The sequence below is a fragment of the Meridianimarinicoccus aquatilis genome (genome assembly GCF_004358675.1).
Taxonomy (GTDB): domain Bacteria; phylum Pseudomonadota; class Alphaproteobacteria; order Rhodobacterales; family Rhodobacteraceae; genus Meridianimarinicoccus; species Meridianimarinicoccus aquatilis.
Window position 1 is genome coordinate 73,144 of sequence record NZ_SMZO01000001.1, and the last position, 22,408, is coordinate 95,551.

Annotated in this window: 17 protein-coding genes and 4 pseudogenes; 13 read left to right on the forward strand and 8 right to left on the reverse strand. The window is 59.0% G+C overall.

What is annotated here, in order from left to right; translation table 11 throughout:
- Positions 1-70: 70 nt before the first annotated feature.
- Positions 71-1,045 (reverse strand): annotated as a pseudogene (locus tag E2L05_RS00375) (IS5 family transposase).
- A gap of 59 nt (positions 1,046-1,104) precedes the next feature.
- A pseudogene (gene istA / locus E2L05_RS00380) lies at positions 1,105-2,273 on the reverse strand (IS21 family transposase); the annotation flags it as partial.
- 570 nt (positions 2,274-2,843) lie between these two features.
- On the opposite strand from istA, the gene E2L05_RS00385 reads away from it, so the two are divergent.
- From E2L05_RS00385 to E2L05_RS21225, 10 genes and pseudogenes are all read left to right on the forward strand, one after another.
- On the forward strand, positions 2,844-7,874 hold the full coding sequence (locus E2L05_RS00385) for a RecQ family ATP-dependent DNA helicase (RefSeq protein ID WP_165971660.1): 5,031 nt from the start codon (positions 2,844-2,846) through the stop codon (positions 7,872-7,874).
- A 189-nt stretch (positions 7,875-8,063) separates the two neighbouring features.
- The gene (locus E2L05_RS00390; protein ID WP_133340909.1) at positions 8,064-8,375 is read left to right on the forward strand and encodes a transposase; all 312 of its coding nucleotides are present in this window, start codon (positions 8,064-8,066) and stop codon (positions 8,373-8,375) included.
- Positions 8,347-8,517 (forward strand): IS66 family insertion sequence element accessory protein TnpB, encoded by a 171-nt coding sequence (gene tnpB, locus E2L05_RS00395; RefSeq protein WP_165971654.1) that lies wholly within the window; start codon positions 8,347-8,349, stop codon positions 8,515-8,517. Before E2L05_RS00390 ends, tnpB (E2L05_RS00395) begins: the two co-directional genes overlap by 29 nt.
- A 97-nt stretch (positions 8,518-8,614) precedes the next feature.
- Positions 8,615-8,749: a transposase gene (locus E2L05_RS21220; protein WP_165971655.1), complete on the forward strand. Its 135-nt coding sequence runs from the start codon at positions 8,615-8,617 to the stop codon at positions 8,747-8,749.
- Positions 8,750-8,791: 42 nt separating this feature from the next.
- A complete protein-coding gene (locus E2L05_RS00400; protein ID WP_165971656.1) occupies positions 8,792-9,001 on the forward strand; it encodes a hypothetical protein in 210 nt (69 codons plus the stop codon).
- Positions 8,998-9,351 carry an IS66 family insertion sequence element accessory protein TnpB gene (tnpB, locus tag E2L05_RS00405; protein WP_133340912.1) on the forward strand — a complete coding sequence of 118 codons (354 nt, stop codon included), beginning with the start codon at positions 8,998-9,000 and terminating at the stop codon, positions 9,349-9,351. Before E2L05_RS00400 ends, tnpB (E2L05_RS00405) begins: the two co-directional genes overlap by 4 nt.
- A gap of 55 nt (positions 9,352-9,406) precedes the next feature.
- Positions 9,407-10,919, forward strand: a pseudogene (gene tnpC / locus E2L05_RS00410) (IS66 family transposase).
- Between the two features lie 184 nt (positions 10,920-11,103).
- Positions 11,104-11,670, forward strand: a pseudogene (locus E2L05_RS00415) (IS66 family transposase zinc-finger binding domain-containing protein); the annotation flags it as partial.
- Between the two features lie 76 nt (positions 11,671-11,746).
- A complete protein-coding gene (locus E2L05_RS20650; protein ID WP_165971657.1) occupies positions 11,747-11,887 on the forward strand; it encodes a plasmid pRiA4b ORF-3 family protein in 141 nt (46 codons plus the stop codon).
- A gap of 182 nt (positions 11,888-12,069) precedes the next feature.
- Complete coding sequence (locus E2L05_RS21225; protein ID WP_279512618.1) at positions 12,070-12,195, forward strand: hypothetical protein; 126 nt, start codon at positions 12,070-12,072, stop codon at positions 12,193-12,195.
- Positions 12,196-12,430: 235 nt separating this feature from the next.
- On the opposite strand, the gene E2L05_RS00420 is transcribed toward E2L05_RS21225, so the two are convergent.
- The 4 genes from E2L05_RS00420 to hisS form a co-directional block, all read right to left on the reverse strand.
- On the reverse strand, positions 12,431-12,772 hold the full coding sequence (locus E2L05_RS00420) for a hypothetical protein (protein WP_133340914.1): 342 nt from the start codon (positions 12,770-12,772) through the stop codon (positions 12,431-12,433).
- A 164-nt stretch (positions 12,773-12,936) separates the two neighbouring features.
- Positions 12,937-13,635 carry an ATP phosphoribosyltransferase gene (gene hisG / locus E2L05_RS00425; protein WP_133340915.1) on the reverse strand — a complete coding sequence of 233 codons (699 nt, stop codon included), beginning with the start codon at positions 13,633-13,635 and terminating at the stop codon, positions 12,937-12,939.
- Positions 13,632-14,744 (reverse strand): ATP phosphoribosyltransferase regulatory subunit, encoded by a 1,113-nt coding sequence (locus E2L05_RS00430; RefSeq protein ID WP_133340916.1) that lies wholly within the window; start codon positions 14,742-14,744, stop codon positions 13,632-13,634. Before E2L05_RS00430 ends, hisG begins: the two co-directional genes overlap by 4 nt.
- The gene (gene hisS, locus E2L05_RS00435; protein WP_133340917.1) at positions 14,741-16,234 is read right to left on the reverse strand and encodes a histidine--tRNA ligase; all 1,494 of its coding nucleotides are present in this window, start codon (positions 16,232-16,234) and stop codon (positions 14,741-14,743) included. Before hisS ends, E2L05_RS00430 begins: the two co-directional genes overlap by 4 nt.
- Before the next feature lie 91 nt (positions 16,235-16,325).
- On the opposite strand from hisS, the gene E2L05_RS00440 reads away from it, so the two are divergent.
- Positions 16,326-16,535, forward strand: coding sequence for a SlyX family protein (locus E2L05_RS00440; RefSeq protein ID WP_133340918.1), 210 nt, complete (start codon positions 16,326-16,328; stop codon positions 16,533-16,535).
- A gap of 7 nt (positions 16,536-16,542) precedes the next feature.
- Here E2L05_RS00440 and E2L05_RS00445 read toward each other — a convergent pair whose 3' ends face one another.
- Complete coding sequence (locus E2L05_RS00445) at positions 16,543-17,199, reverse strand: hypothetical protein (RefSeq protein WP_133340919.1); 657 nt, start codon at positions 17,197-17,199, stop codon at positions 16,543-16,545.
- A gap of 222 nt (positions 17,200-17,421) precedes the next feature.
- Between E2L05_RS00445 and E2L05_RS00450 the strand changes: the two genes are divergently transcribed.
- Both E2L05_RS00450 and E2L05_RS21230 read left to right on the forward strand, forming a co-directional pair.
- Positions 17,422-18,639 (forward strand): MFS transporter, encoded by a 1,218-nt coding sequence (locus tag E2L05_RS00450; protein ID WP_243721816.1) that lies wholly within the window; start codon positions 17,422-17,424, stop codon positions 18,637-18,639.
- A complete protein-coding gene (locus tag E2L05_RS21230; protein WP_279512619.1) occupies positions 18,636-18,761 on the forward strand; it encodes a hypothetical protein in 126 nt (41 codons plus the stop codon). The genes E2L05_RS00450 and E2L05_RS21230 overlap by 4 nt, the downstream gene beginning before the upstream one ends.
- A gap of 78 nt (positions 18,762-18,839) precedes the next feature.
- On the opposite strand, the gene dnaE is transcribed toward E2L05_RS21230, so the two are convergent.
- Positions 18,840-22,352, reverse strand: a complete 3,513-nt coding sequence (gene dnaE / locus E2L05_RS00455) for a DNA polymerase III subunit alpha (RefSeq protein ID WP_133340920.1) — start codon at positions 22,350-22,352, stop codon at positions 18,840-18,842.
- Positions 22,353-22,408 lie beyond the last annotated feature (56 nt).

A 22,408-nucleotide genomic window follows, 5' to 3' on the forward strand; every position in this document is an offset into this window, starting at 1 on the left:
GGCACACCATGAAACGGGCGTTGTTGCATTACCCCGGCCTGAGGCGTGACGTCCCCTTACCCCATTGACGTCATGCCACGCGGACGATCTCGGCGGTGCCGAGGGCGTTGAAGCGGTTCATGAGGGCGATGCGGGGCTCACCTCGATTTCGGCGGTCTGTCGGTCGGGGTCTCGTGCCATGATGCCCTCGCCGAAGGATTTCACGCAGCGCATCTTCGCCTCGATCCGGCTGTGGGCGTGGTATCCGATCCAGCGTTTCCAGAACGCCCGCCCGTAGGATCGCGTCGCACGCAGGGTGTCGTTACGGGCGCGTGCAGCCGGGCAGTCTTCTTTCCGAGGGCGCCCGTTCTTGCGGATTGGGATGATCGGAACGGCGTCGCGTTCGATGATGGCCTTGTGGCAGCGGCGTGTGTCATAGGCGCCGTCCATTGCCCGACAGGCGATGCCTGCATCGCCGAGAGGGAGCGGTGACCGTGCCTATCTGCTCGCCTGCCGGGATCTGGCCGAGCAGGTCGGGCAGCACGGGGCTGTCGCCGTCGCGGCTGGGGTGAATTCCACCGCTCGGATGTCTGATGTGGTCGGGTCCATGGCCAGATGGACCGCTGCCGCTATTGGCGTCGGCCTTGCACCCCGTGCTTGCGAGCCTGCCATTCGCCATCGCCGAGGAACTTGATCCCTGTGCTGTCGACCAGCAGGTTGAGCGGCCGTTCGCGCGGCGATAGGGGATTTGCACGGCAAGCGTCTTTTGCCTGCGGCACAGCGTGGAGAAGTCCGGCACGGGCCAGTCCAGTCCGGCCAGGCGCAGCAGGCTGGCCACCATTCCGGCGGTCTGGCGCGACGGCAACTTGAACAGAACTTTGACCGATAAGCAGAACTGTATGGCCGCATCGGAAAGAATCGGAGGGCGTCCCGGCCGCCCGTCACGCGGCGCGCGCCAAGTCATGTCCTTGTCGACCCAGATCAGCAGCGATCCTCGCTTCCGCAGTGATGCGTTGTAGCTGGACCAGTTCGTGGTGCGGTAGCGGGCGGGTGATGGTTTGCTCATGAGCCGCGCCTAACGACCTGGATTCACAAAGTGAATCCGTTGTGGGCAGACTTTTACAACAACGCCTTGCCGGGCTTGCGATGAGACCGCTCGATGATCCGCGCATGCTCGCAAACCGTTTGCCCTTCGGCGACGATCACCAAGCGTTCCGGGTAGACATGCAGGCTCACCCGGCGGTTCGCAAAGCTGGCAGGCACGCTGTAGCGATTGCGCTCGAAGGTGATCAGGCATGTGGGTGACACAGGCTTACTGTGCTTTATAAAGCCATCAATGTCGGCGGCAGTGCCATCAGCGTAGGCTCTCGGCCTCCCACACGTCAGCGATGGACCCCGGCAAAGCCTTGTGCGGTGTCTCTGCCCAAAGGGCGATACAGCGATCTTCAAGCCATTGGTTTAACTCGCCCAGATCAGTAAAAACCGGCATGACCTGCCACATCCGGTTGCGGGCGTCTTGCACGTTCTTCTCAACCTGCCCCTTCTCCCAACCCGCTGCCGGATTGCAGAACTCAGGCTCAAAAACGTAGTGGCTGGCCATAGCCTTGAAGCGTGCGTTGATGTCGCGCTGTTTGCCTTTGCCGACACGATCCACGGCGGTCTTCGCGTCCATTGTCCTTGAACCAATGGCGTACCTTTCTCGCTATCATAGATGCCGCGTCCGGGGACACCACCAAAGATACGGAACGCATGCCAATGGGCATCGAACAGCATCTCGTGCGTTTGGAGTTGATACGCGCGCACCAAGAATGCCCGACTGTGCGACAGCTAAATATGGGCGACCTGCAGCTTGACCCGCTCGCCGCCGATATTGGCCCAGTCCTCCCTTCAATCGAACTGGAAGGCTTCACCCGGCTGGAACACCAAAGGCACAAAAGTGCCGCGCCCTGTTGTTTGTTCCGCGCGGTGTCGATCCGCCCGCCATGCCCGAGCAAAAGCCGCGACACGTTCATAGGAACCGTCGTATCCCAGCTTCACCAGATCAGCATGCATTTGCTTGACCGTCCGCCGCTCTTTACGCGACTTGCGGGTTTGGATCAGAAGCCATGCAGACAGCCGATCCGCATAGGGATTCAGCTTGCTTGGACGCTTGGGCGTCTTGAACTTCGGCTCTACAGCGCCTTCGCGCAGATACTTCTTAATGGTGCTCCGAGACAGCCCGTCCGCCGTGCAATTTCCCTGATTGGCATCTTGCCACGCAATGCCCCGCGTCTGATAACACTCAAAAATCCCATGTCGATCACTCCAAATCCCCCGGCCGAATCCGTCGGAGCAACGTGTTCGCATGGGTCAATTCTCAGTGACGATTTGGCGGGCATACCGGGTCAGTTCTCAGTGACAATCAACAGCCAGGCTCTCGCGCCATGTTCTGGCGTCGGCATTCTGCGCTCGCGAACGGGTGTTTTTCTACGGAATCGGCGGCAAACGGAAGTTTGCGGCATTTGCGAGCCAAGTGTTCATCAAGGGTCGGAGGCGACATCAAAACAGACGCTGTTCCAGTTTTTTTCTGCAGCGCCCAAGGTTGCGCCGAGCCCAATGCAGCCGAAGCGAAATGGTGTATTTCGCGTTTAGCAGGGTGTGACCCACGAAACGACACTGTAGGTCATCATTCCATTTCAAAAAAACTTGTTTTGTTGCCGCAGAGGATCGGGCAATCTTTTGCCAACGCATAATGTACTATTGCACTGGGCTCTATGGCTTTTTTGAATTTCCTAAGAACAAAGGCCGACAATGAAGGGCCACTGCTCGAGCGGTGTGTGTCGGTTGATCTCGAGGTAAATCCTAAAACTGCCGAGATTTTCGACTTGGCTGCGGTGCGGTTCGGGGACGGGCCTGCGATTGTGTCGGCTAAGGGCAAGATCGAACAGGGGCTCGACCAACTTGAAAAAGCCCTTGCGAAAACACCGCATGTGATCGGCCACAATATCTTGCGCCATGATATCGAGCATCTTCTGGCAGCGCGCCCGCGGCTGGCCGCGAATATGGCTGCGCCCATCGATACGCTATGGCTTAATCCGCTGTCGTTTCCACGTAACCCTTACCACCATCTTGTGAAACACTATCATGACGGGCGCTTGCAAGCGGGGCATGTGAACGATCCCGAGCGTGATGCGCGAATGGTTTTCGAGGTGCTGCAAAATCAGATTGATGCGCTGACCGAACTTGGGACGCAATCGCCTGATACCTTGCTGGCTTATCATTATCTCGCGACCCGCATGGACCGATCTGGAGGTTTCGACGCGGTCTTTAGAAGCGTCCGCAAATCGCCTCAGCCGGATCGCGCCACAGCGCTCTCAGCAATCAACTTGATACTTGCGGGCAAAGCCTGCGGCGTACAAGTGGCGCAGGTTCTTGGGAAACTGTCAGACCCGAGGGTCGGCTGGCCGATGGCCTTTGCGCTTGCATGGATATCTGTTTCAGGCGGCGAGTCTGTCATGCCGCCGTGGGTGCGGGCCAGCTTCCCTGAAGCCGCGCTAATCGTGCGTGAGTTACGTGACACCAATTGTAACGATAGCGCGTGCAACTGGTGCTCCGAGATGAACAGCCCAGTTGGCGCCCTTCGGAAATGGTTCGGTTTTGAAGGCTTTCGCCCTCAACCCGAAGACGCCGACGGAAAGCCGCTGCAGGAGGCCATCGTGGCGCAAGCCATGCTCCACGAGAATGTGCTTGGTATCTTGCCAACGGGCACCGGTAAGTCAGTTTGCTATCAGGTGCCTGCCCTAAGCCTATATGATAAGGTTGGGGCGCTAACGGTTGTGATCTCGCCACTGGTAGCGCTCATGGCCGATCAAGTGCAAGGGATGGAGCGTGCTGGGGTTTCGTCTGCCGTGACCATTAATGGCATGCTCTCAATGCCAGAACGTCAGGATGCTCTCAACCGGGTGCGGATGGGCCAGGCAGCGATCTTGCTGATCTCGCCAGAACAGCTGCGCAGTGTCTCGGTCCGTTCTGTGCTAGCGCAGCGTGAAATAGGTTTCTGGGTGCTGGACGAAGCGCATTGCGTCTCGAAATGGGGGCACGACTTTCGCCCTGATTACCGTTATATTGGTCGCTTCATACGTGAATTTTCTGGTGACGCGAAACCGGCGCCGGTTATGTGTCTCACGGCCACTGCAAAACCCGAGGTCGTGGGTGACATAACGGAGCATTTCCGCAAGCGTCTTGATGTCGAGCTGGGCCTCTTCGACGGCGGCGCTACGCGCACAAACTTGACGTTCTCTGTGCTGGCGACAACCAATGAAAGCAAACTTGGAGATATCTTGACGGTTGTCTCTGAGCACCTGCCCAAGGGTGATAAATCAGGGGCTGTCGTTTATTGTGCGACCCGAAAAAAGACTGAACGTGTCGCAGAATTCCTGAAAAGCCAAAAGCTTGCTGCCGAGCATTTTCACGCCGGGCTGACACCCGACGACAAGCAGAATGTTCAAGAACGATTCCGCGTGGGCGATTTGCGTGTGATTGCGGCGACAAACGCATTCGGCATGGGGATCGACAAGCCCGATATCCGTCTCGTGGTCCATGCGGACATCCCCGGATCGCTGGAAAACTATTTACAGGAGGCGGGCCGGGCCGGGCGCGACCGGGCGCCTGCCGAATGTGTGCTCCTCTATCAATCCGACGATGTCGAGCGGCAGTTTTCACTCACCGCGCGCTCGCGCCTAGAACGCCACGAGATCGCCGCCATTCTCAAGGCGCTGCGCCGAATGGACGAGCATACGCGCAACAGTGGCAAGGTTGTGGCAACGCCCGGCGAGATTGTGCGAGAGGAGAAGGATCGAGAGTTTATCCGTGATAGCGCCAGCGATGATACCCGCGTTAAGACCGCCATTGCATGGCTCGAAGAAGCTGCGTTGGTTTCCCGCGAGGAAAACCGAGTACAGGTGTTTCCGTCTTCTCTTCTGGTGCGTACGCTGGCAGAAGCCGAAGCCCGATTGAATGGGGTCGAGATCACTCAGGCCAGACGCACGCAACTTTTGACCATCGTGCGCCACGTGATAAACAGGCCCGCAGATCAGGGCATTTCGACGGATGAACTTACTGATATCAGTGGGCTTTCACATCGGGCGCTGAGCAAAGCAATGGCGGATTTGGAAACCCTCGGTATTGCGCGAAACGATATCGCAATCACGGTCGCGGTTCATATCGGCTTTGAAAATCAATCAAGCCAGCGCTTGATGCGGGCAATGCGTCTGGAAAAGGCGCTGATTGATCAGATGCGCAAACTGGCACCCGAGGCTGACATCGGCGATCGCAGTCCGCTTGATATGGCGGCAGCAAGCCAGTTTTTGCGCGGTGAGGGGCATGCAGATGCGAGTCCACATGTCCTTGATCGCTTGTTGCGAAGCATCGAGCGAGATGGGCGCGACAGCGACGGCGGGCGCGGCAATATCCGCCTACGCAGATTGTCTAGCAAGACAGTCGAAGTGGTGTTGCAACGCTCATGGCGAGTTGTGGATCAGACGGCATCAGTGCGTTTGATGGCAGCCGAAAGACTTCTGAGTTTTTTGATAAGTAAGGCTCCCGCAGGCATCCGAGGTAAAGATGTTCAGGTGGAGACGACCATTGGCGATCTGCTTGGCGCACTGACAGGGGATGTGTCTCTAAAGGCTTTTGGCGTAAGGGACATGACCAAGCTCATGGAGCGCGCACTTCTTTGGCTACACGAACAGCAAGTATTGACGCTGGGCAAAGGTCTGACAGTGTTCCGCTCTGCCATGACCATCTACCTGAAAGCGGGGCGTACAGTCTTCACCAAAAAAGACTTCCTTCCCCTTGAGGAGCATTACCGCGAGCAGACCGTTCAAACACATGTGATGGCCGCATATGCAGAAAAAGGATTGAATCATATCGATGAGGCAATGCGCCTCTCCGAGGATTACTTTACACTCAATCAAGATAGTTTCTTGCGAAGTTGGATGCCGGGTCGCAACGTGGAGCTTCGTCGCCAGACGACTGGCAAGGCGTGGAAGCAGATTGTTGAAGATTTGCAAAATCCGGTTCAACAAGAGATCGTCGCGGATGACCGCGAAGCGACCAACGTACTTGTTTTGGCAGGGCCTGGTTCGGGCAAGACTCGGGTGCTTGTACATCGTATCGCCTATCTGCTTCGCGTGAAGCGTGAAGACCCATACGGCATACTCGTGCTGACCTATAACCGCCATGCAGCGGCTGAAATCCGCGCCCGGCTGCGCCATCTTGTCGGCGAAGATGCCGCGCGCGTCACCGTCTCTACCTGTCATGCACTTGCAATGCGGTTGGTCGGCGCGAGCTTTGTAGGCGCAGCTACCGAACAGCGAGATTTCGACGGCATCGTGAAGGAAGCCGTGCGCCAGATCAATGGTGAGGGGCTGAGCAAATCCGAGGCTGAAGCACAGCGTGAGACCCTTATTCAGGGCTATCGTTGGATCTTGGTGGACGAGTATCAAGACATTGGTCCCGAGGAATATGCCCTGATTGCCGCTGTGGCCGGGCGTTCTCTGGAAGACCCAGATCAGCGGATCAGCCTTTTTGCCGTGGGCGACGACGACCAGAATATCTATGCGTTTGCCGGGGCCTCGATTTCGTTCATACGCCAGTTTGAGGAGGACTACCGCGCCAAACCCAAGTTCCTGACCGAAAATTACCGCTCGACCCGCTATATCATTGACGCCGCCAATCAGGTTATCGAACCTGCGCGCGGCCGAATGAAGGCCGGACACGACATTACCGTCGATAAGATGCGGAGCCTTCATCCGGGTGGCGGTGTGATGGTGGGCTATGATCCGGTCGGTCAAGGACGGGTGCAGTTCTTGGATATAGCGGGCGATGACGTGGCACAAGCGATGGCAGCAGTGGATGAATTGGTGCGGATCTCGCAGCTCGATCCCGACTTCAGCTGGGCACGTTGCGCGATCATATCGCGGGACTGGCGGCGACTTGATCCGGTCCGCGCCTATGCCGAAAAGCTTGGCCTGCCTGTCGAAATGGCAAACGAAAAGCTCCCGAGCATCTGGCGCCTGCGAGAAATGCAGCATCTTGTTGCAGGCTTGCGCAAGCGCATGTCCGGGATACTTACAATCCAAGAGATTCTTAACGTCCTCAATGAGCAGCCATCAAGCCGTTGGGTTGATCTCATTGCAACAGGGGTTGCGGACCTTGCGCGCGACTTGGGAAAGAAAACCATTCCCGTTCCGGATACCATCGAGTGGCTTGCGGAATGGGCGCAAGAAATTCGCGATGTTCAAAAGGGGTTACTACTGCTGACCGCGCATCGCTCCAAGGGGCTCGAGTTCGACCACGTGTTGATCTTAAACGGTGGCTGGAGAGCGCTCTCGCAGGGCGAAGACGGCGAAGCCCCGCGCCGCCTGTTTTACGTCGCCATGACGCGCGCGCGTCGCAGTCTCGCGGTGGTGACAAGTGGCGCGCATGACTTCGTGTTGGCGGACAGCGAAAGCGAACTGCTGCGCACAGTCGAAACACCGCGACGGATCGATCTTCCTGAACCTGACCAGTATCAGCTCCCTGACCTGACTTCGGTTGATCTGTCTTATGCTGGTCGGCTGCCCGGGACGAGCCCAACACATTCAGCAATCGTCGCGGCGATGGTTGACGACCCAGTGGCGCTTGAACAGAGGGAGGGAAAATGGATTATCTTTGATCGCGACCGCCGCCCGCTTGGCCGTATGGCTGGAAGATGGGCACCTCCCGCGGGAACCGCCCTAGTTTCAGGCAAGGTAGGGGCAATCGTGCGCTGGCGCAAATCCGACAACGATGAGCGTTTCCAGACCTATATTAAGCATGATGAATGGGAGACAGTCCTGCCCGAGTTTGTGTTTCGCTCGCGCGAGCGAAAGTGAAGCGATGAGCAGTAGCAACCTCTTCAATGCTGACTTCGTTACCTCTGTCCGCTAACCGACGATAAAGCCGTAAGCGCTGCTTTGACCCCACCTTCCCGTCGGTTGCCTGATCTGCGAGTCCTTTGCCGAGAGTGGTTTTGCAATGGAGGCGGTTATGGGAGGCTATATAAAGCACCATATTGAGGAGATTTGCCGGATGGAGGTCATGGTTGGCCCTTCGGCAAGCGGCGTTGGTCGGATGGGTTCAAGGGCCGGGTTGTCGCAGAGACCCTTCTGCCGGGGGTTACGGTGACCGAAGTTGCGCGGCGGCACGATTTGCGACCGAACCATCTGTCATCATGGCGGCGGTTGGCGAAGGAGGGCAAGCTGCCGGTGCCTGATCTGGAGGGTGCGGAGTTCGCGACGGTGGTGATCGAACCTCCTGTACCCGAACCCCAAGATGCCACCACGCCACCAATTGAGATCGTATCTGGTGACGGTGTCACTGGCGGCACTGGTTGAGAACGAGCTGAGGAAGGACCCGTTCACCGGCACGGTGTTCGTCTTCCGGGCCAAGCGGGCGGATCAGCTGAAGCTTTTGTACTGGGATGGCACCGGTTTGGTGATGACCTTTAAGCGGCTGGAGGAAACGACCATCACCTGACCTGCGATGCGGGGTAAGCGGTGCGCGGCCCCCACACTTTGGAGCTGACGTCTGATCTGCGATTCAGAGGCTTCTTTGGTTTGTGGGGAGTTTCTCGATGGGAGCTACAAGCGAGTTTCTGGCAAGTGTTCCGCGTCGGGCTGATGGCAAGCGGAATTGGCCGCCTGAGTTGAAGGCACGGATCGTGGCGGAGACGTTGATTGAGGGCGAGACGGTCAACGCGGTCGCGTAGCGATATGAGCTGATCCCCAGCACAGTGTCTGATTGGCGTCGGATGGCGCGACAGGGCAAGCTGGTCCTGCCGAATTTGGATGGCATGGATTTTGTGCCTGTCGAGATTGCGGCACCTGCGCCTTTAGCCCAGCCTTTGTCCGTCACATCTTCTGGAACGCTCGATGTGATCAAAGGCGATGTCATTGTTCGTCTTGATGCGGCAACGCCTGCAACACGGGTCGCCGAGATCGCCCGGGCTTTGGCCCCTTGATCGCGCCGTCCCACAAGGTTCGGATCTTTGTAGCCAGTGATCCGGTCGACGTCCGCAAGGGTCATGACGGGCTGGCCGCTCTGGTGCAGGGTCATTTGCGACATAAGCCCTTTGATGGGTCGGTCTATGTCTTCCTCGCCAAGCGAGCAGATCGGCTGAAGCTGATCTACTGGGACGGCAGCGGGCTGGTGATGGCTTATAAGCGGCTTGAGGATCACAGCTTCAAATGGTCCGCGATCAGGAGCGGGGTGATGCGTCTGGAACCAGCCCAGTTTGAAGCCCTGTTCGCGGGTTTGGATTGGCGGCGCGTGCAGCCCTTGGAGGTCGCGGCACCTTCTGCGGCGGAGTGACTCGCAGGAGCCTTTGCAGGGGTCATTCTGCCCTTGTTTTGTTATGGTATCGGGCATGACCCCACCTGCTGAATTGCCCGACGACATTGCCGAACTGAAGGCAATTATCCGTGCGCAGCAGGATCAGAATGCGCGGCTCGAGACCCTCGTCGCCTCCTTCAAGAAGGCGCTCTTCGGTGCCAAATCCGGGAAGATTGACCCGGCTCAGTATGAACTGGAACTCGCGGATATCGAGGCGGCCATCGCGCAGGTGAAAGCCGAGATTGATGCTGATCCGCGCACTGCGCCCGTGCGACCGCCAAAGCCGCGCCAGACCAACCCGGGGGACACTGCCCAGGCATCTGGAGCGGGTCGAGGTGATCATTGAGCCCGAAGCCTCCTGCGCCTGCGGGGCCGAACGCCATGTCATCGGCGAAGATGTCAGCGAACGGCTGGACATCATCCCCGCGCAGGTCCGGGTGATCGTCACCCGTCGCCCCCAATATGCCTGCCGGTCTTGCAAGAGCGGGATTGCTCAGGCGGCTGCACCCGCCCACATCCTCGCAGGCGGCATGCCAACCGAGGCCACGCTGGCCCATGTGCTCGTCTCAAAATATGCGGATCACCTGCCGCTCTATAGGCAGGCGCAAATCTACAGCCGCCAGGGCCTTGATCTGGATCGCTCCACCTTGGCCGCGTGGGTCGGCAAGTCGGCCTTTGAATTGACCCCGGTCTATGATGCCCTGATGGCCGACCTGAAGCGCGCCACCAAGCTCTTCATGGACGAAACACCCGCGCCGGTTCTGGCCCCAGGGCGCAAAAGCACCAAAACAGGTTACTTTTGGGCCTTAGCCCGTGATGACAGGCCGTGGGGCGGCGATGACCCACCTGGAGTGGCGTTCACTTACGCGCCCGGGCGCTCCAGCCAGCATGCGGACAAGATTTTGAAAGGCTTCAGCGGCACTCTGCAGGTGGACGGCTATGCAGGTTATAACTGATTGCTCAAACGTACCGCGCAGGACGCAAAACTGGCGTATTGCTGGGCCCATGCCCGCCGCAAACTGCATGACGTGACCCAGTCCAGCACGGCCCCGATTGCGCAGGAAGGTCTGGCCCAAATCCAGGCGCTCTATCGCATCGAAAAAGACCTGCGCGGCCTGCCTGCCGACCAACGGCTCGCTGCTCGGCAAGAGCGCTCAAAACTCATCATCGACGCATTCGCGCTTTGGCTTGCCCGACACCGCGCCCACGTCTCAATGAAATCACCAACCTCAGAAGCCCTGAAATACATCGCCAAGTACTGGGATGGGCTGATCCTATTCCTCGACGACGGTCGCATCGAGATGGATTCCAATGCAGTCGAGCGGGCGATCCGTCCAATTGCGCTTAACCGAAAAAATGCACTCTTCGCCGGTCACGATTCTGACGCACAAAACTGGGTGGTCATGGCGTCCCTGATCGAGACCTGCAAACTCAACGGGATCGAACCTCATGGCTATCTGTCCGGCGTCCTGAAAGCCATTGCAGGTGGGCACAAACAGACCGACATCAACGAACTACCGACCTGGAACCACGCCAAACCCGTGTGACCGGCGCACCGCTTACGATACGGGATGGGCTGATGTCGCTCAATCACGCTCAGTTTGAGGCACTGTTTGCCGGACTGGACTGTCGGAAGGTGAAGGCTCTCGCGCCAGGTCCTCCGACCGCGGCAGAGTGAATCAGGCCGTTGATTGGACGGCATCAGATGCCCGGATTTGGGAGATCAGCACCATGAATGCGACGGCCGATCTTCCTGACGATATCGATGCTTTGAAGGCCATCATTCGTGCGCAGCAGGAGCATAATGCTGTTCAGGCGGCTGTGATCGACCGCAAGCAAACCTGCATTCTCCAGCTGGAAAAGCTGGTTGCGGATTACAAGCGCGCCATGTTCGGTGCGCGATCCGACAAGGCCTTTCCAGAACAGTATAAGCTGGCGCTTGAGGATATCGAGGCCGTTCAGGAAGCCGTGCATGCCGAAGTCGAGGCAGATGACCGACAGATCAGCGGCAAACCACGTCCGCACAAGACCAATCGAGGATCGCTGCCGAAACATCTGCCGCGCACCGAAGAGATCATCGCGCCTGAAAGCGTTACCTGCGCTTGTGGCCACGAACGCCACATCATCGGCGAGGATGTGAGCAAACGGCTTGATATCGTGCCTGAGCCGTTCCGCGTGATTGTCACGCGCCGCCCGCGCTATGCCTGCCGGCCCTGCGAAAATGGCATTGTCCAAGCGCCCGCACCGGCCCATCTGAACCCCGGCGGCATACCGACCGAAGCGACACTGACCGCCATCGCGCAAGGCCGCAAGCAATCCGATATCGACGCCCTCCTGCCTTGGAATTCAAAAGGCCTGATCGGGGGACCGGGCTATGAGCATCATCGAATTGAAAATCACGCTTGACTACATCGAGGCTGTCGTCACGCGCACCCTGCAGGTGCCAGCCGATATCCGCCTTGATGTTCTCAAGCTCGCCAAGCGCTGGAAGCCAAAAGACACACGCCTCAGCTGATCAAGGTGGGGTCAGCGCAACGATTACATAGAGCCGCTGAAACAACTTTTTTGCGAATTGTTTCTTCCACGACCATGGTTTGTTTTTCGATGGAATGACTGGCCGTTGGTCCATTTATTAAAAACCCTACGTGTTCGTTTTGTCTGAAAAGCGCAGGGGCAAAACAATAGGTAACCTCGTTCATGAACAGCATTGAAACTTCGCTCGATTTTTTCCCCAAGCTGAACGGCTGCTCCGCCGAGAGCAATCAAGCCGACCATTGCGACCATTTCGCAGCCCGGCGCACCCATGCCGAGCAGGCGCACTAGTCGTGCCCCACCATGCCTCGCATATCGCAGCTGCTCCGAAGCAGGTTGTTGTCAGGGACGCGATGCCGTCCGACTGCTCGTGGGGACGCAAATTAAAGAACAGGGCCCACAGAATGACACCGAGGAAAGAGAGCCCATAGCCGAAAGCTTCCGACGACCGTAGTGTCAGGCCATCCTTGCCGGTGAGAATACCAACGCCAAAAAGCCCAAGCGCGGCACCTGCATCCCCCTTCCCTCAACTGTGCAGCCGGAAGAACAGATTGCCGCGAATGATCAGACAGGCAGGCCATAGGTAATTGATCAACGACGCAGGAATTGGAGCAGCGTGATGGTACGCTTCGAGATAGACCGGATGATAAGCAGCAAGAAGCATGGCAATCATCGCTCCCCTTCGGCCCAGAAGCGACACCAGAGTGCGGCCGGTCACAAGGCAAAATACCCACCCCATTCCTGCTGCCATGGCAAAGCAAAAGGTCGGCACCAGTTGTGACGGCAGGGACGCTGAAAGCGCTCCGAAAGCGCCAAGCCCCCATGACAGGATAGCAAGCTTGCCCAAACCCGTGTGCCGTGCTGTCATCAGACCTTCGCTGTCAACGCCGTGTCATCCGTAAGCGTCATGCGTCGCCCCAAGCCCTGCAAGCCGTCGAAATCGGCTACTTTCCCGTCGATGACAGACGGAAAGGGCATCCAACATCGCGCCCCAGCAACTGAATCGCTCAGAAGACCCGCCTGGGAAATGGCCTAGGTCAGCACGCCCAAACGATCCATCAAAACGCTGAGCGTTTCGCGGTCGCGTCCAACCCAATCGGCCTTGCGCGATTTGAACAATGTCGCCTGACTCCGATGGATCACCCCATCCGACAGCACCTTTAGGTGATTGGCACGCAACGTATCACCAGTTGAGGTGATATCCGCGATCGCCTCGGCAGTGCCATTCTTGACTGTGCCTTCGGTGGCTCCCTGACTATCCACAAGTTGGTAGTCAGCGACGCCCTCGCGCTTCAGGAATTCTCGCACCAAGCGGTGATACTTCGTTGCGATGCGAAGGCGGAATCCATGGCAGGCCCGGAATGCTGCGGCCGCACTGTCCAGATCAGCAACGCAATCCACGTCAACCCAAACCTGTGGCACGGCGATCACCAGATCCGCATGACCGAATCCCATGAGATCAATCTCTTTGACCTGATCATCCCATGCCGCCAGCGTGTCGCGGACAAGATCGGACCCGGTCACGCCCAGATGAACGCGCCCCGCCGCCAGTTCGCGCGGAATTTCCGACGCTGACAGCAATACAAGGTCGACACCGTCGATCCCGGTGACAACCCCTGCATATTCGCGATCCGACCCCGTGCGTTGCAAATTCAAACCGCGCGCGCCAAACCAATCGAATGTCTTTTCCATCAGCCGTCCCTTGGACGGAACCCCGAGTTTCAGCGTCATGCTGCACCCTCCTTTTCGCGCAGGTGCAACGCAACTTCGGCCCGGATGATGCCGCCAACGGCAGGTATTTCGGCACCGCGCCCCAACACCTTTGTCAGCGCGTCATAGCGGCCACCAATGGCAACCGCGGGTAAATCAGGGCGGCCAATTGCCGAAAAGCCAAAGACGAACCCGTCATAGTATTCCAGCGTGGTGCGGCCAAAACTGGTTTCAAACGGCAACGAATCTACATCAATGCCGCGCGCGGCCATTGCTTCAAACCGCCGCTCCAGTCGGGCCACGGCGGGGGAAAGCGTCGGAAGATCGACCGCCACATCGCGCAACCGTTCCAGCGCAACAGGGGCCACATCTTTCAGACCCGTCACCTGATCGAGCAAGTCCACTTCTGACGCTGGCAGGGGCGGTTGCACTGCGTCTTTCGCCAGCCGGTCCAGCCGGGCGCGAATTTCTGTCTCGCTGCGCAGACCAATCCTGATGCCGCTGCCCTGCATCGGGTCACCGCCCTGTGCCATTATAGCAAGAACGGCTTTGCGGTGTGTGGGAACCGGTTTGCGGCCTGCAAACTGGTCGATCAAGGCGCGGAAACGGCGAGGCCGCCACAAATGGCGCATCAAGGCGGCACGCCGATCGTCAGACAAGGTCAACCCGGCCAACGTCGCGCTTGTGATCCCAATATCGCCAGTGGCGGGTTTCACGGGCAAGCCTTGCAATGCCTCAGCGATACTGGCGAAGACGTCCGCATCGGCCGCTTCCGGATCGCGCCCGTCAAACAATTCGAGGCCAACCTGAAAATACTCGTTTGGCCGGGTTTCGTCGTTTTCCTGTTTGCGGAATACCTCGCCAGAATAGGTATAGCGGGCAGGCTCGGCGCCACCATCCATATGTTCCTGAACCACAGGCACCGTAAAATCCGGGCGCAACATCTGCTCACCGCGCAGAGGGTCGGCGGTGACATAGGCACGGGCGCGGATATCTTCGCCGTACAGATCCAGAAGCGTCGCCGCCGGTTGCAGGATCGCAGGATCAACCGGCGCTGCACCAGTGGCTTCGAACATGGCGCGCAGACGCAGTGCCTCGTCCCTTACGGCGGCTTTAGGCAGACGGCTCATGCGTCCCCCAGCATCCGGCGCACAGTTGCGACCAGATCGCCGCGCGGCACTTCGGTTTGGGCCGGGTTGGCCTTCCATTCCTCAAGGCTTGCGCTTTGGGCGATTTCCGCCCCAAGGATCAGGTCCTTGATCTGCACGACATCGCGGGCGGCTTCGTCTTCGCCCTGAATGATGGCCAGTGGGCTTTCGCGCTTATCAGCGTATTTCATCTGGTTCCCAAAGTTCTTGGGATTGCCCAGATACACCTCTGCCCGAATACCGGCATCGCGCAATTCGGTCGCCATTTTTTGGTAATCAGCCATGCGCGTGCGGTCCATGACGGTAACAACAACCGGCCCTTTGCCGCGATGCGCCACACGCCCTTTGGCGATCAGCGCGGCCAACAGACGGTCAACGCCGATGGACACGCCTGTCGCGGGCACGGCCTGCCCGGTAAAGCGTTTGACCAGATCGTCATAGCGCCCGCCCCCGGCAACAGACCCGAACTGACGCGGCCTGCCCTTTTCATCCATGATCTCGAAGGTGAGTTCCGCCTCATACACCGGACCGGTGTAATAGCCGAGGCCGCGCACGACAGAGGGGTCTATCAGGATGCGGTCAGGGCCATACCCTTGAGCGGCAAGCAAACCTGCAATCGTCGCAAGTTCGTCAACGCCTTCGGTCCCGATCACAGATGCACCAACCAACGCCCGCAATTGGGCCAGCGTTTCTTCGGCTGTGTCGCGGGTCGCTTGCATGAAGCCCATGACGACGTCTGCTTGGGCGTCGCCCAAACCGGCCCCTTTGGTGAAATCGCCCGAGGCATCCTTGCGCCCCTCGCCCAGCAAGGCGCGCACGCCATCCGGGCCAAGCCTGTCCAGCTTGTCGATGGCGCGCAGAACGATGCCGCGCTCGGCCTCGTGGGCTTGCGGGTCAGCCGGGTCAAGCAACCCTGCGACCTCAAGCACGCCGTTCAGCACTTTGCGATTGTTCACCCGCACCACGTAATCGCCGCGCTCAATTCCAACCGCTTCCAATGTGTCGGAAAGCATGGCGCAAATCTCGGCATCCGCAGCAACGGACGGCGCACCAACAGTATCAGCATCACACTGATAGAACTGACGGAACCGGCCCGGCCCAGGCTTCTCATTTCGCCATACCGGCCCCATCGCATAACGACGATAGGGCGTCGGCAGGTCATTGCGGTGCTGGGCATAGACACGCGCCAGCGGTGCCGTCAGATCATAGCGAAGGGCGACCCAGCCGCTGTCTTCTTCCTGCCAGGCAAAAACACCCTCATTGGGGCGGTCCACATCCGGCAAGAATTTGCCAAGCGCTTCCACCGTTTCCACGGCAGAACTTTCCAGCGGGTCAAAGCCATAGCGTTCATAAACCTGCCCGATTGCATCAAGCATAGCCTTGCGTTCGCTGACCTCAGCCCCGAAATAGTCGCGAAAGCCCTTGGGCGTTTCGGCCTTTGGGCGGGCTGGGCGTTTGTCCTTCTTGGCCATGGGGCCCTCGCGTGTAATGGTCGCGCGTGCCTTAGCCGATGGGGCGATAAGGGGCAACCACGTCGCCCGTGAATCGAGCAGGAGAACCGGGATGAACTTGGAAGAAATCAGCGCACTGCAAGAGCGGCTCGCACATCTGGAACGGGCACTTGGCGATGTGTCCGACGTGGTGGCGCGCCAAGACAAGGACATCGCGCGCCTGACCCACCGGCTAGAGATGCTGATGCAACGCGAGGCTGAACGCGAATATGCGTCGGGCGGCAGCGTCCCTGTGGCCGACCGCCCCCCCCCACACTGGTGAGCGCCGTTCAGCCCGCAAGCATCGGCCGCATCGTCACGCCAAGCACCCAGGACGGGCGCGCAAGCTCGTCTTGGGTCAACGGGCGCAATCCACCCGATGGCGGATAGGGATCGCGCACCATGACACCTTCGCGCCACGGATTGCCGGGTTGCGGGCTGCGGGTAGTGATTTCGGTGATGACCGTGGTGTGACCGGCAGACCCGCACAACAGAGGTTGCCGTGTCAGCCGATCCAGCAAACGCGGAAAGTCATCCGTGGCAGGGTGCGTTTCATGTAACGAACCAAGCGGTGCCAAACCCAGCAAGAAACCGCGCCCTTCCCGGTCTTTCCAATGGCCAGACATGGCGTGAAGTCGGGAAATTTCCGTCTCAGGATCATGGGGTTCACACCCCTGCCCGCCAGCACGCACCAGCAGATCGCCCACCGTCACATCCGCACCGAACCCTTGAATGAGATACGCAAGGCACGCGGCCCATGCTTGGCTTCGACACGGCTGGGTCGGCAAATCTGGCGTCGTGACAAAGCCGGTGGTGCAACGCACCCCGCCCTGCCCAATCCGATAGCACCCTTTTCCCACCTGCCCGGCAATCGCCAAGCCAGTAGGCAACCCAGCAGCCATAACGCCGACCCCCGCCAGCGCCGCAAACATATCACGCCGTCGCATAAAATACCCCATCTTCACCCACTCCAAGGCTTACGGCGCGGATGCTAACGGCGGCTTCAGATTTGCCCGGGCAGAAAGGGTTTTGGAAAGGACAGTTAACAAATTGCGCACGCGTTGGAGCCGTCCCAAAGACCCGGCGTTGCACGACACGTCCCAGAAGGAATATACATCTGGTGTGGATATCGGCCACGCGTGCACCGCCTTTCCAAGCAAAGGAACCCCATGAGCCCTGAAACGATGCACAAATGGCAAGGTGCTGGTGTCGCACTGATTTGCGGGGCTTTGATCCTTCTTGTCTCGCTTGGGGTGCGCCATGGGTTTGGCTTGTTCCTTCAGCCCATCAGCATGGATCAGGGATGGGGGCGCGGCACCTTTGCCTTTGCCATTGCGCTTCAGAATCTGGTCTGGGGGGCAAGCCAGCCATTCACCGGAATATTGGCAGACAGGTACGGTGCCAAACCGATCATCATAGGCGGCGCCGTCCTTTACGCGTCGGGACTGTGGATCATGAGCGTCGTCGCCGGTCAGGGACTGTTCATTCTGGGCGCCGGCGTGCTGATCGGGCTGGGCCTGTCTGGCACGACTTTCCCCGTCATATTCGGCGCGATCAGCCGCCTTGTCCAACCGGCACAACGATCCCTTGCAATGGGAATTACAATGGCCGTGGGATCATTCGGGCAATTCGCGATGCTGCCAATCAGTCTCGGGTTGATCATGGAATTCGACTGGCAAGGCGCGCTGATCGTGTTGTCAGGCCTTGCTTTAGCCATGATTCCCTTGGCCTTCGGCATCCGCTTCGCCCCCGCGCCTGTTGCAAACGCGCAAGAGGATGTGAGCTTTGGCCAAGCCCTGCGCGATGCCTTCCGCGAGCGGGATTTCTGGCTGCTGTCATTGGGCTTTTTTGCCTGCGGCTTTCAAGTCGTTTTCATCGCTGTCCACCTGCCTGCCTATCTGGCCGACAAGGGCATCGACAGCGGTGTTGCCACCACCGTTCTGGCGCTGATCGGTTTGGTGAACATCGCAGGGGCCTATCTTGCCGGACTTTGGGGCGGACGGCTGCGCAAGCCCATGCTGCTAAGTTGGATTTACCTGGCCCGCGCGGTGGTTATCGCCGCCTTTCTTCTGATACCGATCAGCGCCGCCTCGGCCTATGGATTTGGGGCTTTGATGGGGCTCTTTTGGCTATCAACCGTTCCGCTGACCAACGGGACGGTCGCGGCCGTATTCGGGGTCAAACACATGTCGATGCTCGGCGGCATCGTGTTCTTCGCCCATCAACTTGGGTCGTTCGCAGGGGGGTGGCTTGGCGGGTGGCTCTATGACCTCACCGGCAGCTATGATCTGGCATGGTCCATCGCCATCGCCCTAAGCCTGGTCGCGGCCGTGTTGAACTGGCCCATCACGGAACGGTCACTTGCACAAAGGCGGACGTCAGCATGACCGCAGCGCACCTTCTTCGCGGGCTGTTGGCGGCGGCAGTTTTGTTGGTACTGGCGTTGATCTTTTCACTCTACCAGCAAATGCCTTTGACGATCTATCTGGAACGTTGGGGCTTGTGCTGAGTGTCGGCGCCCTTTCAGTCAAAGCGGTCGGTGGCGTAAGGAAATAGCGCTCTGGGTACATTGCGACCGCGTCAGCGGTCACATGTCTTCGACCATCACCACACCCTGCAACGACTTTACAGCGCTGCGAACTTGCGGGGTGATGGCGCACGGGTCTGGCAAAGGAATGTCGACTTCAGCCAGATCGCCATCATTGACCAAAAGGCACAGGCTGACAGGCGCACGGGCGCGGCGCGGACTGTCTTTGGTGACTTTGTCGAGCAGCGAAATCACCGGCGCAACGTCTGCTTGCGGATCGAAGTAGATCTTTAGCCCGGCCACACCGGCCCCTGCGACGACGTCATCCACCGGCGATGCGCCTTTGCACAGCAACTTCAACTGGTCGCTTTCCATCGTCGCCTCGACGGTTAGCACGACATTGCAGCCCGGCTCCAGATACTCGCGCGCCGCTTCCAGCGTTTCAGAAAACACGGTCACCTCGTACAAGCCCGATGGATCGGACAACCCCACGAACGCATAGCGATTGCCACGCGCAGACTTACGTTCCTGTCGCGCGGCAACCGCCCCGGCCATTTTCGCGACCAGCGGCCCGCGGCGGGCGGCTTCTTCAACCTCGGCCAACGTTTTGATGCCCGAGCGTTTGAGCGGGCCCATGTAATCGTCCAGCGGGTGCCCCGAGAGGTAAAACCCGATCGCGGTATGTTCTTCTCCCAGCCGTTCCATGGGCAGCCAATCATCCACCGGGGACAGGCGTGGCTCTGGCAGATCATCCCCCGCCTCGCCAAACAGCGAAACCTGCGAGGATGCCCGCTGTTCATGAATCGCGGCAGAATAGGCCATCAATGCATCCATCGCGCCGAACACCCGGCGGCGATTGCGATCAAGCATGTCGAACGCTCCGGCACGGGCCAGCATCTCCAGCGGGCGCTTGCCGATCTTTTTCAAATCCACCCGGCGGGCAAAGTCAAACAAGGTGACAAAGGGTGCCTCGGTGCCATTTTCGACGCGCGCAGTTTCGATCAGACGCATCGCCTCCAGCCCGACATTCTTCAGCGCGCCAAGCCCGTAAACCAACCGCCCCTCTGACACAGTGAACCGCGCGGCAGATCGGTTGACGCAGGGCGGGATAACTTCGATCCCCAGACCGCGCCGGACCTCTTCGGCAAAGACAGCCAACTTGTCGGTCAGATGAATATCGCAGTTCATCACGCCGGCCATAAACTCGACCGGGTGGTTCGCTTTCAACCATGCGGTTTGATAGCTGACCACTGCATAGGCTGCCGCATGGGATTTGTTGAACCCGTAATTCGCGAACTTGTCGAGAAGGTTCCAAACCTCAAGCGCCTTATCCGCATCGACGCCGTTCTTCTTGGCCCCTGCCAGAAATTTGGGCCGCTCGGCATCCATCGCCTCTTGGATTTTCTTACCCATGGCGCGGCGCAAAAGATCGGCCCCGCCCAGCGTATAACCCGCCATTTCCTGGGCAATCTGCATCACCTGTTCCTGATAGACGATGATGCCCATCGTCTCATCAAGAATGTGATCCACGGTCTTGTGCAAGCCAGCCCGTTTACGCAGGCCGTTCTTCACCTCGCAGAAGGTCGGAATATTCTCCATCGGGCCGGGACGATACAGCGCCACCAGGGCGATAATGTCTTCGATGCAGGTCGGTTTCATGCGCCGGAGCGCATCCATCATCCCCGAACTTTCCACCTGAAACACCGCCACCGTCTTGGCCGAGGCATAAAGCTGATAGGTCTTTTCATCCTCCAACGGGATCTGGCCAATGTCGTTTTCGGCCCCGTCCGCCGGTTCGTAAATCACCGACCCATCCGGCGCGACATGAAGGTCACGGCCCGCCGCGTGGATCAATTCCATCGCGTTCTGGATGACAGTCAGTGTTTTCAGCCCCAGAAAGTCGAATTTCACGAGACCGGCTTGTTCCACCCATTTCATGTTGAACTGGGTCGCAGGCATATCGGACCGTGGATCCTGATAAAGCGGCACCAGCTCGTCAATGGGCCGATCGCCGATCACCACACCGGCGGCGTGCGTGGACGCATTGCGCAACAGCCCCTCGACCTGCTGACCATAGGTGAGCAGCCGGTCCACGACCTCTTCGCGGCGGGCCTCTTCGCGCAAGCGCGGCTCGTCAGTCAGCGCCTTGGCGATGGACACCGGCTTGACCCCCTCGACAGGGATCATCTTGGACAGGCGGTCCACCTGCCCATATGGCATTTGCAGCACGCGCCCGATGTCGCGCACCGCCGCCTTGGACAATAGCGCCCCAAAGGTGATGATCTGCCCCACCCGATCACGGCCGTATTTTTGCTGGACATAGCTGATCACTTCTTCCCGGCGATCCATGCAGAAATCGATGTCGAAATCCGGCATCGAAACCCGGTCAGGGTTCAGGAACCGTTCGAACAACAGGCTATAACGCAGCGGGTCAAGGTCCGTGATGGTCAGCGCATAGGCAACAAGACTGCCCGCGCCCGACCCGCGCCCCGGCCCCACCGGAATGTCATGATCCTTGGCCCATTTGATGAAATCCGCAACGATCAGGAAATAGCCCGGAAACCCCATCCGCTCGATGATTTCCAGCTCGAATTCCAGCCGCTTTTCATACTCTTCCACGGGGGCCGCATGCGGGATCACGGCCAGCCGCGCGGCAAGGCCTTCGCGGGATTGGCGGCGCAACTCTTCCACCTCGTTCTCGGCAAAGCGCGGCAGAATCGGATCGTGCAATTCGGCCTTGAAGGCGCAGCGACGCGCGATCTCGACGGTATTTTCCAACGCCTCAGGCAGATCCGCAAACAGAGTTGCCATTTCTTCAGGCGATTTCAGGTAATGTTGCGGGGTTAGACGCCGACGCGGTCCGGCCTGATCGACATAAGCACCATCGGCAATGCAGATCAGCGCGTCATGAGCTTCGTACATCTTGGCTTCAGGGAAATAGACATCGTTTGTCGCAACCAACGGCAGCCCCATCGCATAGGCCATTTCCAGATGCCCGCGTTCGGTTGCCGCTTCTGCTTCGGGCGCACCGTCTTCGCCCGGATGACGCTGCAATTCCACGTAAAGCCGGTCCGGGTAAATCGTTGCCAGCCACTGCATCAGCGCCTCGGCCTTGGGGCGTTGTCCGGCCCGTAACAAACGCCCGACCGGACCATCCGGCCCACCTGACAGCGCGATCAAGCCGTCGCTGTGCGCTGCCAGATCTTCAACCGTGACGCTTGGAAGTTCCCCGCCCTTGCCAAGATACAGAGCCGAATTCAGTTTCAGCAAATTGCGATACCCGGCTTCGTTCTGAACCAGAAGCACAAGCGGCGCAGGCGCCGACGCTTTTTCCCCCGGCGCTGGCGGCGCATAGGCAAGGTCAACCTGACACCCAAGGATCGGCTGCACACCTGCCTTGGCGGCTCCGACTGAAAACTCCAACGCGGAGAACATGTTGTTGGTGTCAGTCACGGCAACCGCAGGCATCCCCATACCTGCCACAAGGCCAGGCAGAGACTTCAGTCTCACCGCGCCTTCCAGAAGCGAGTATTCAGTATGCAGGCGAAGGTGGATGAATCGCGGATCGGTCATGGGCTGACGATAGATAGTCCGCCGCCGGGCGAAAAGCCCATAAGACGGCCGCTATC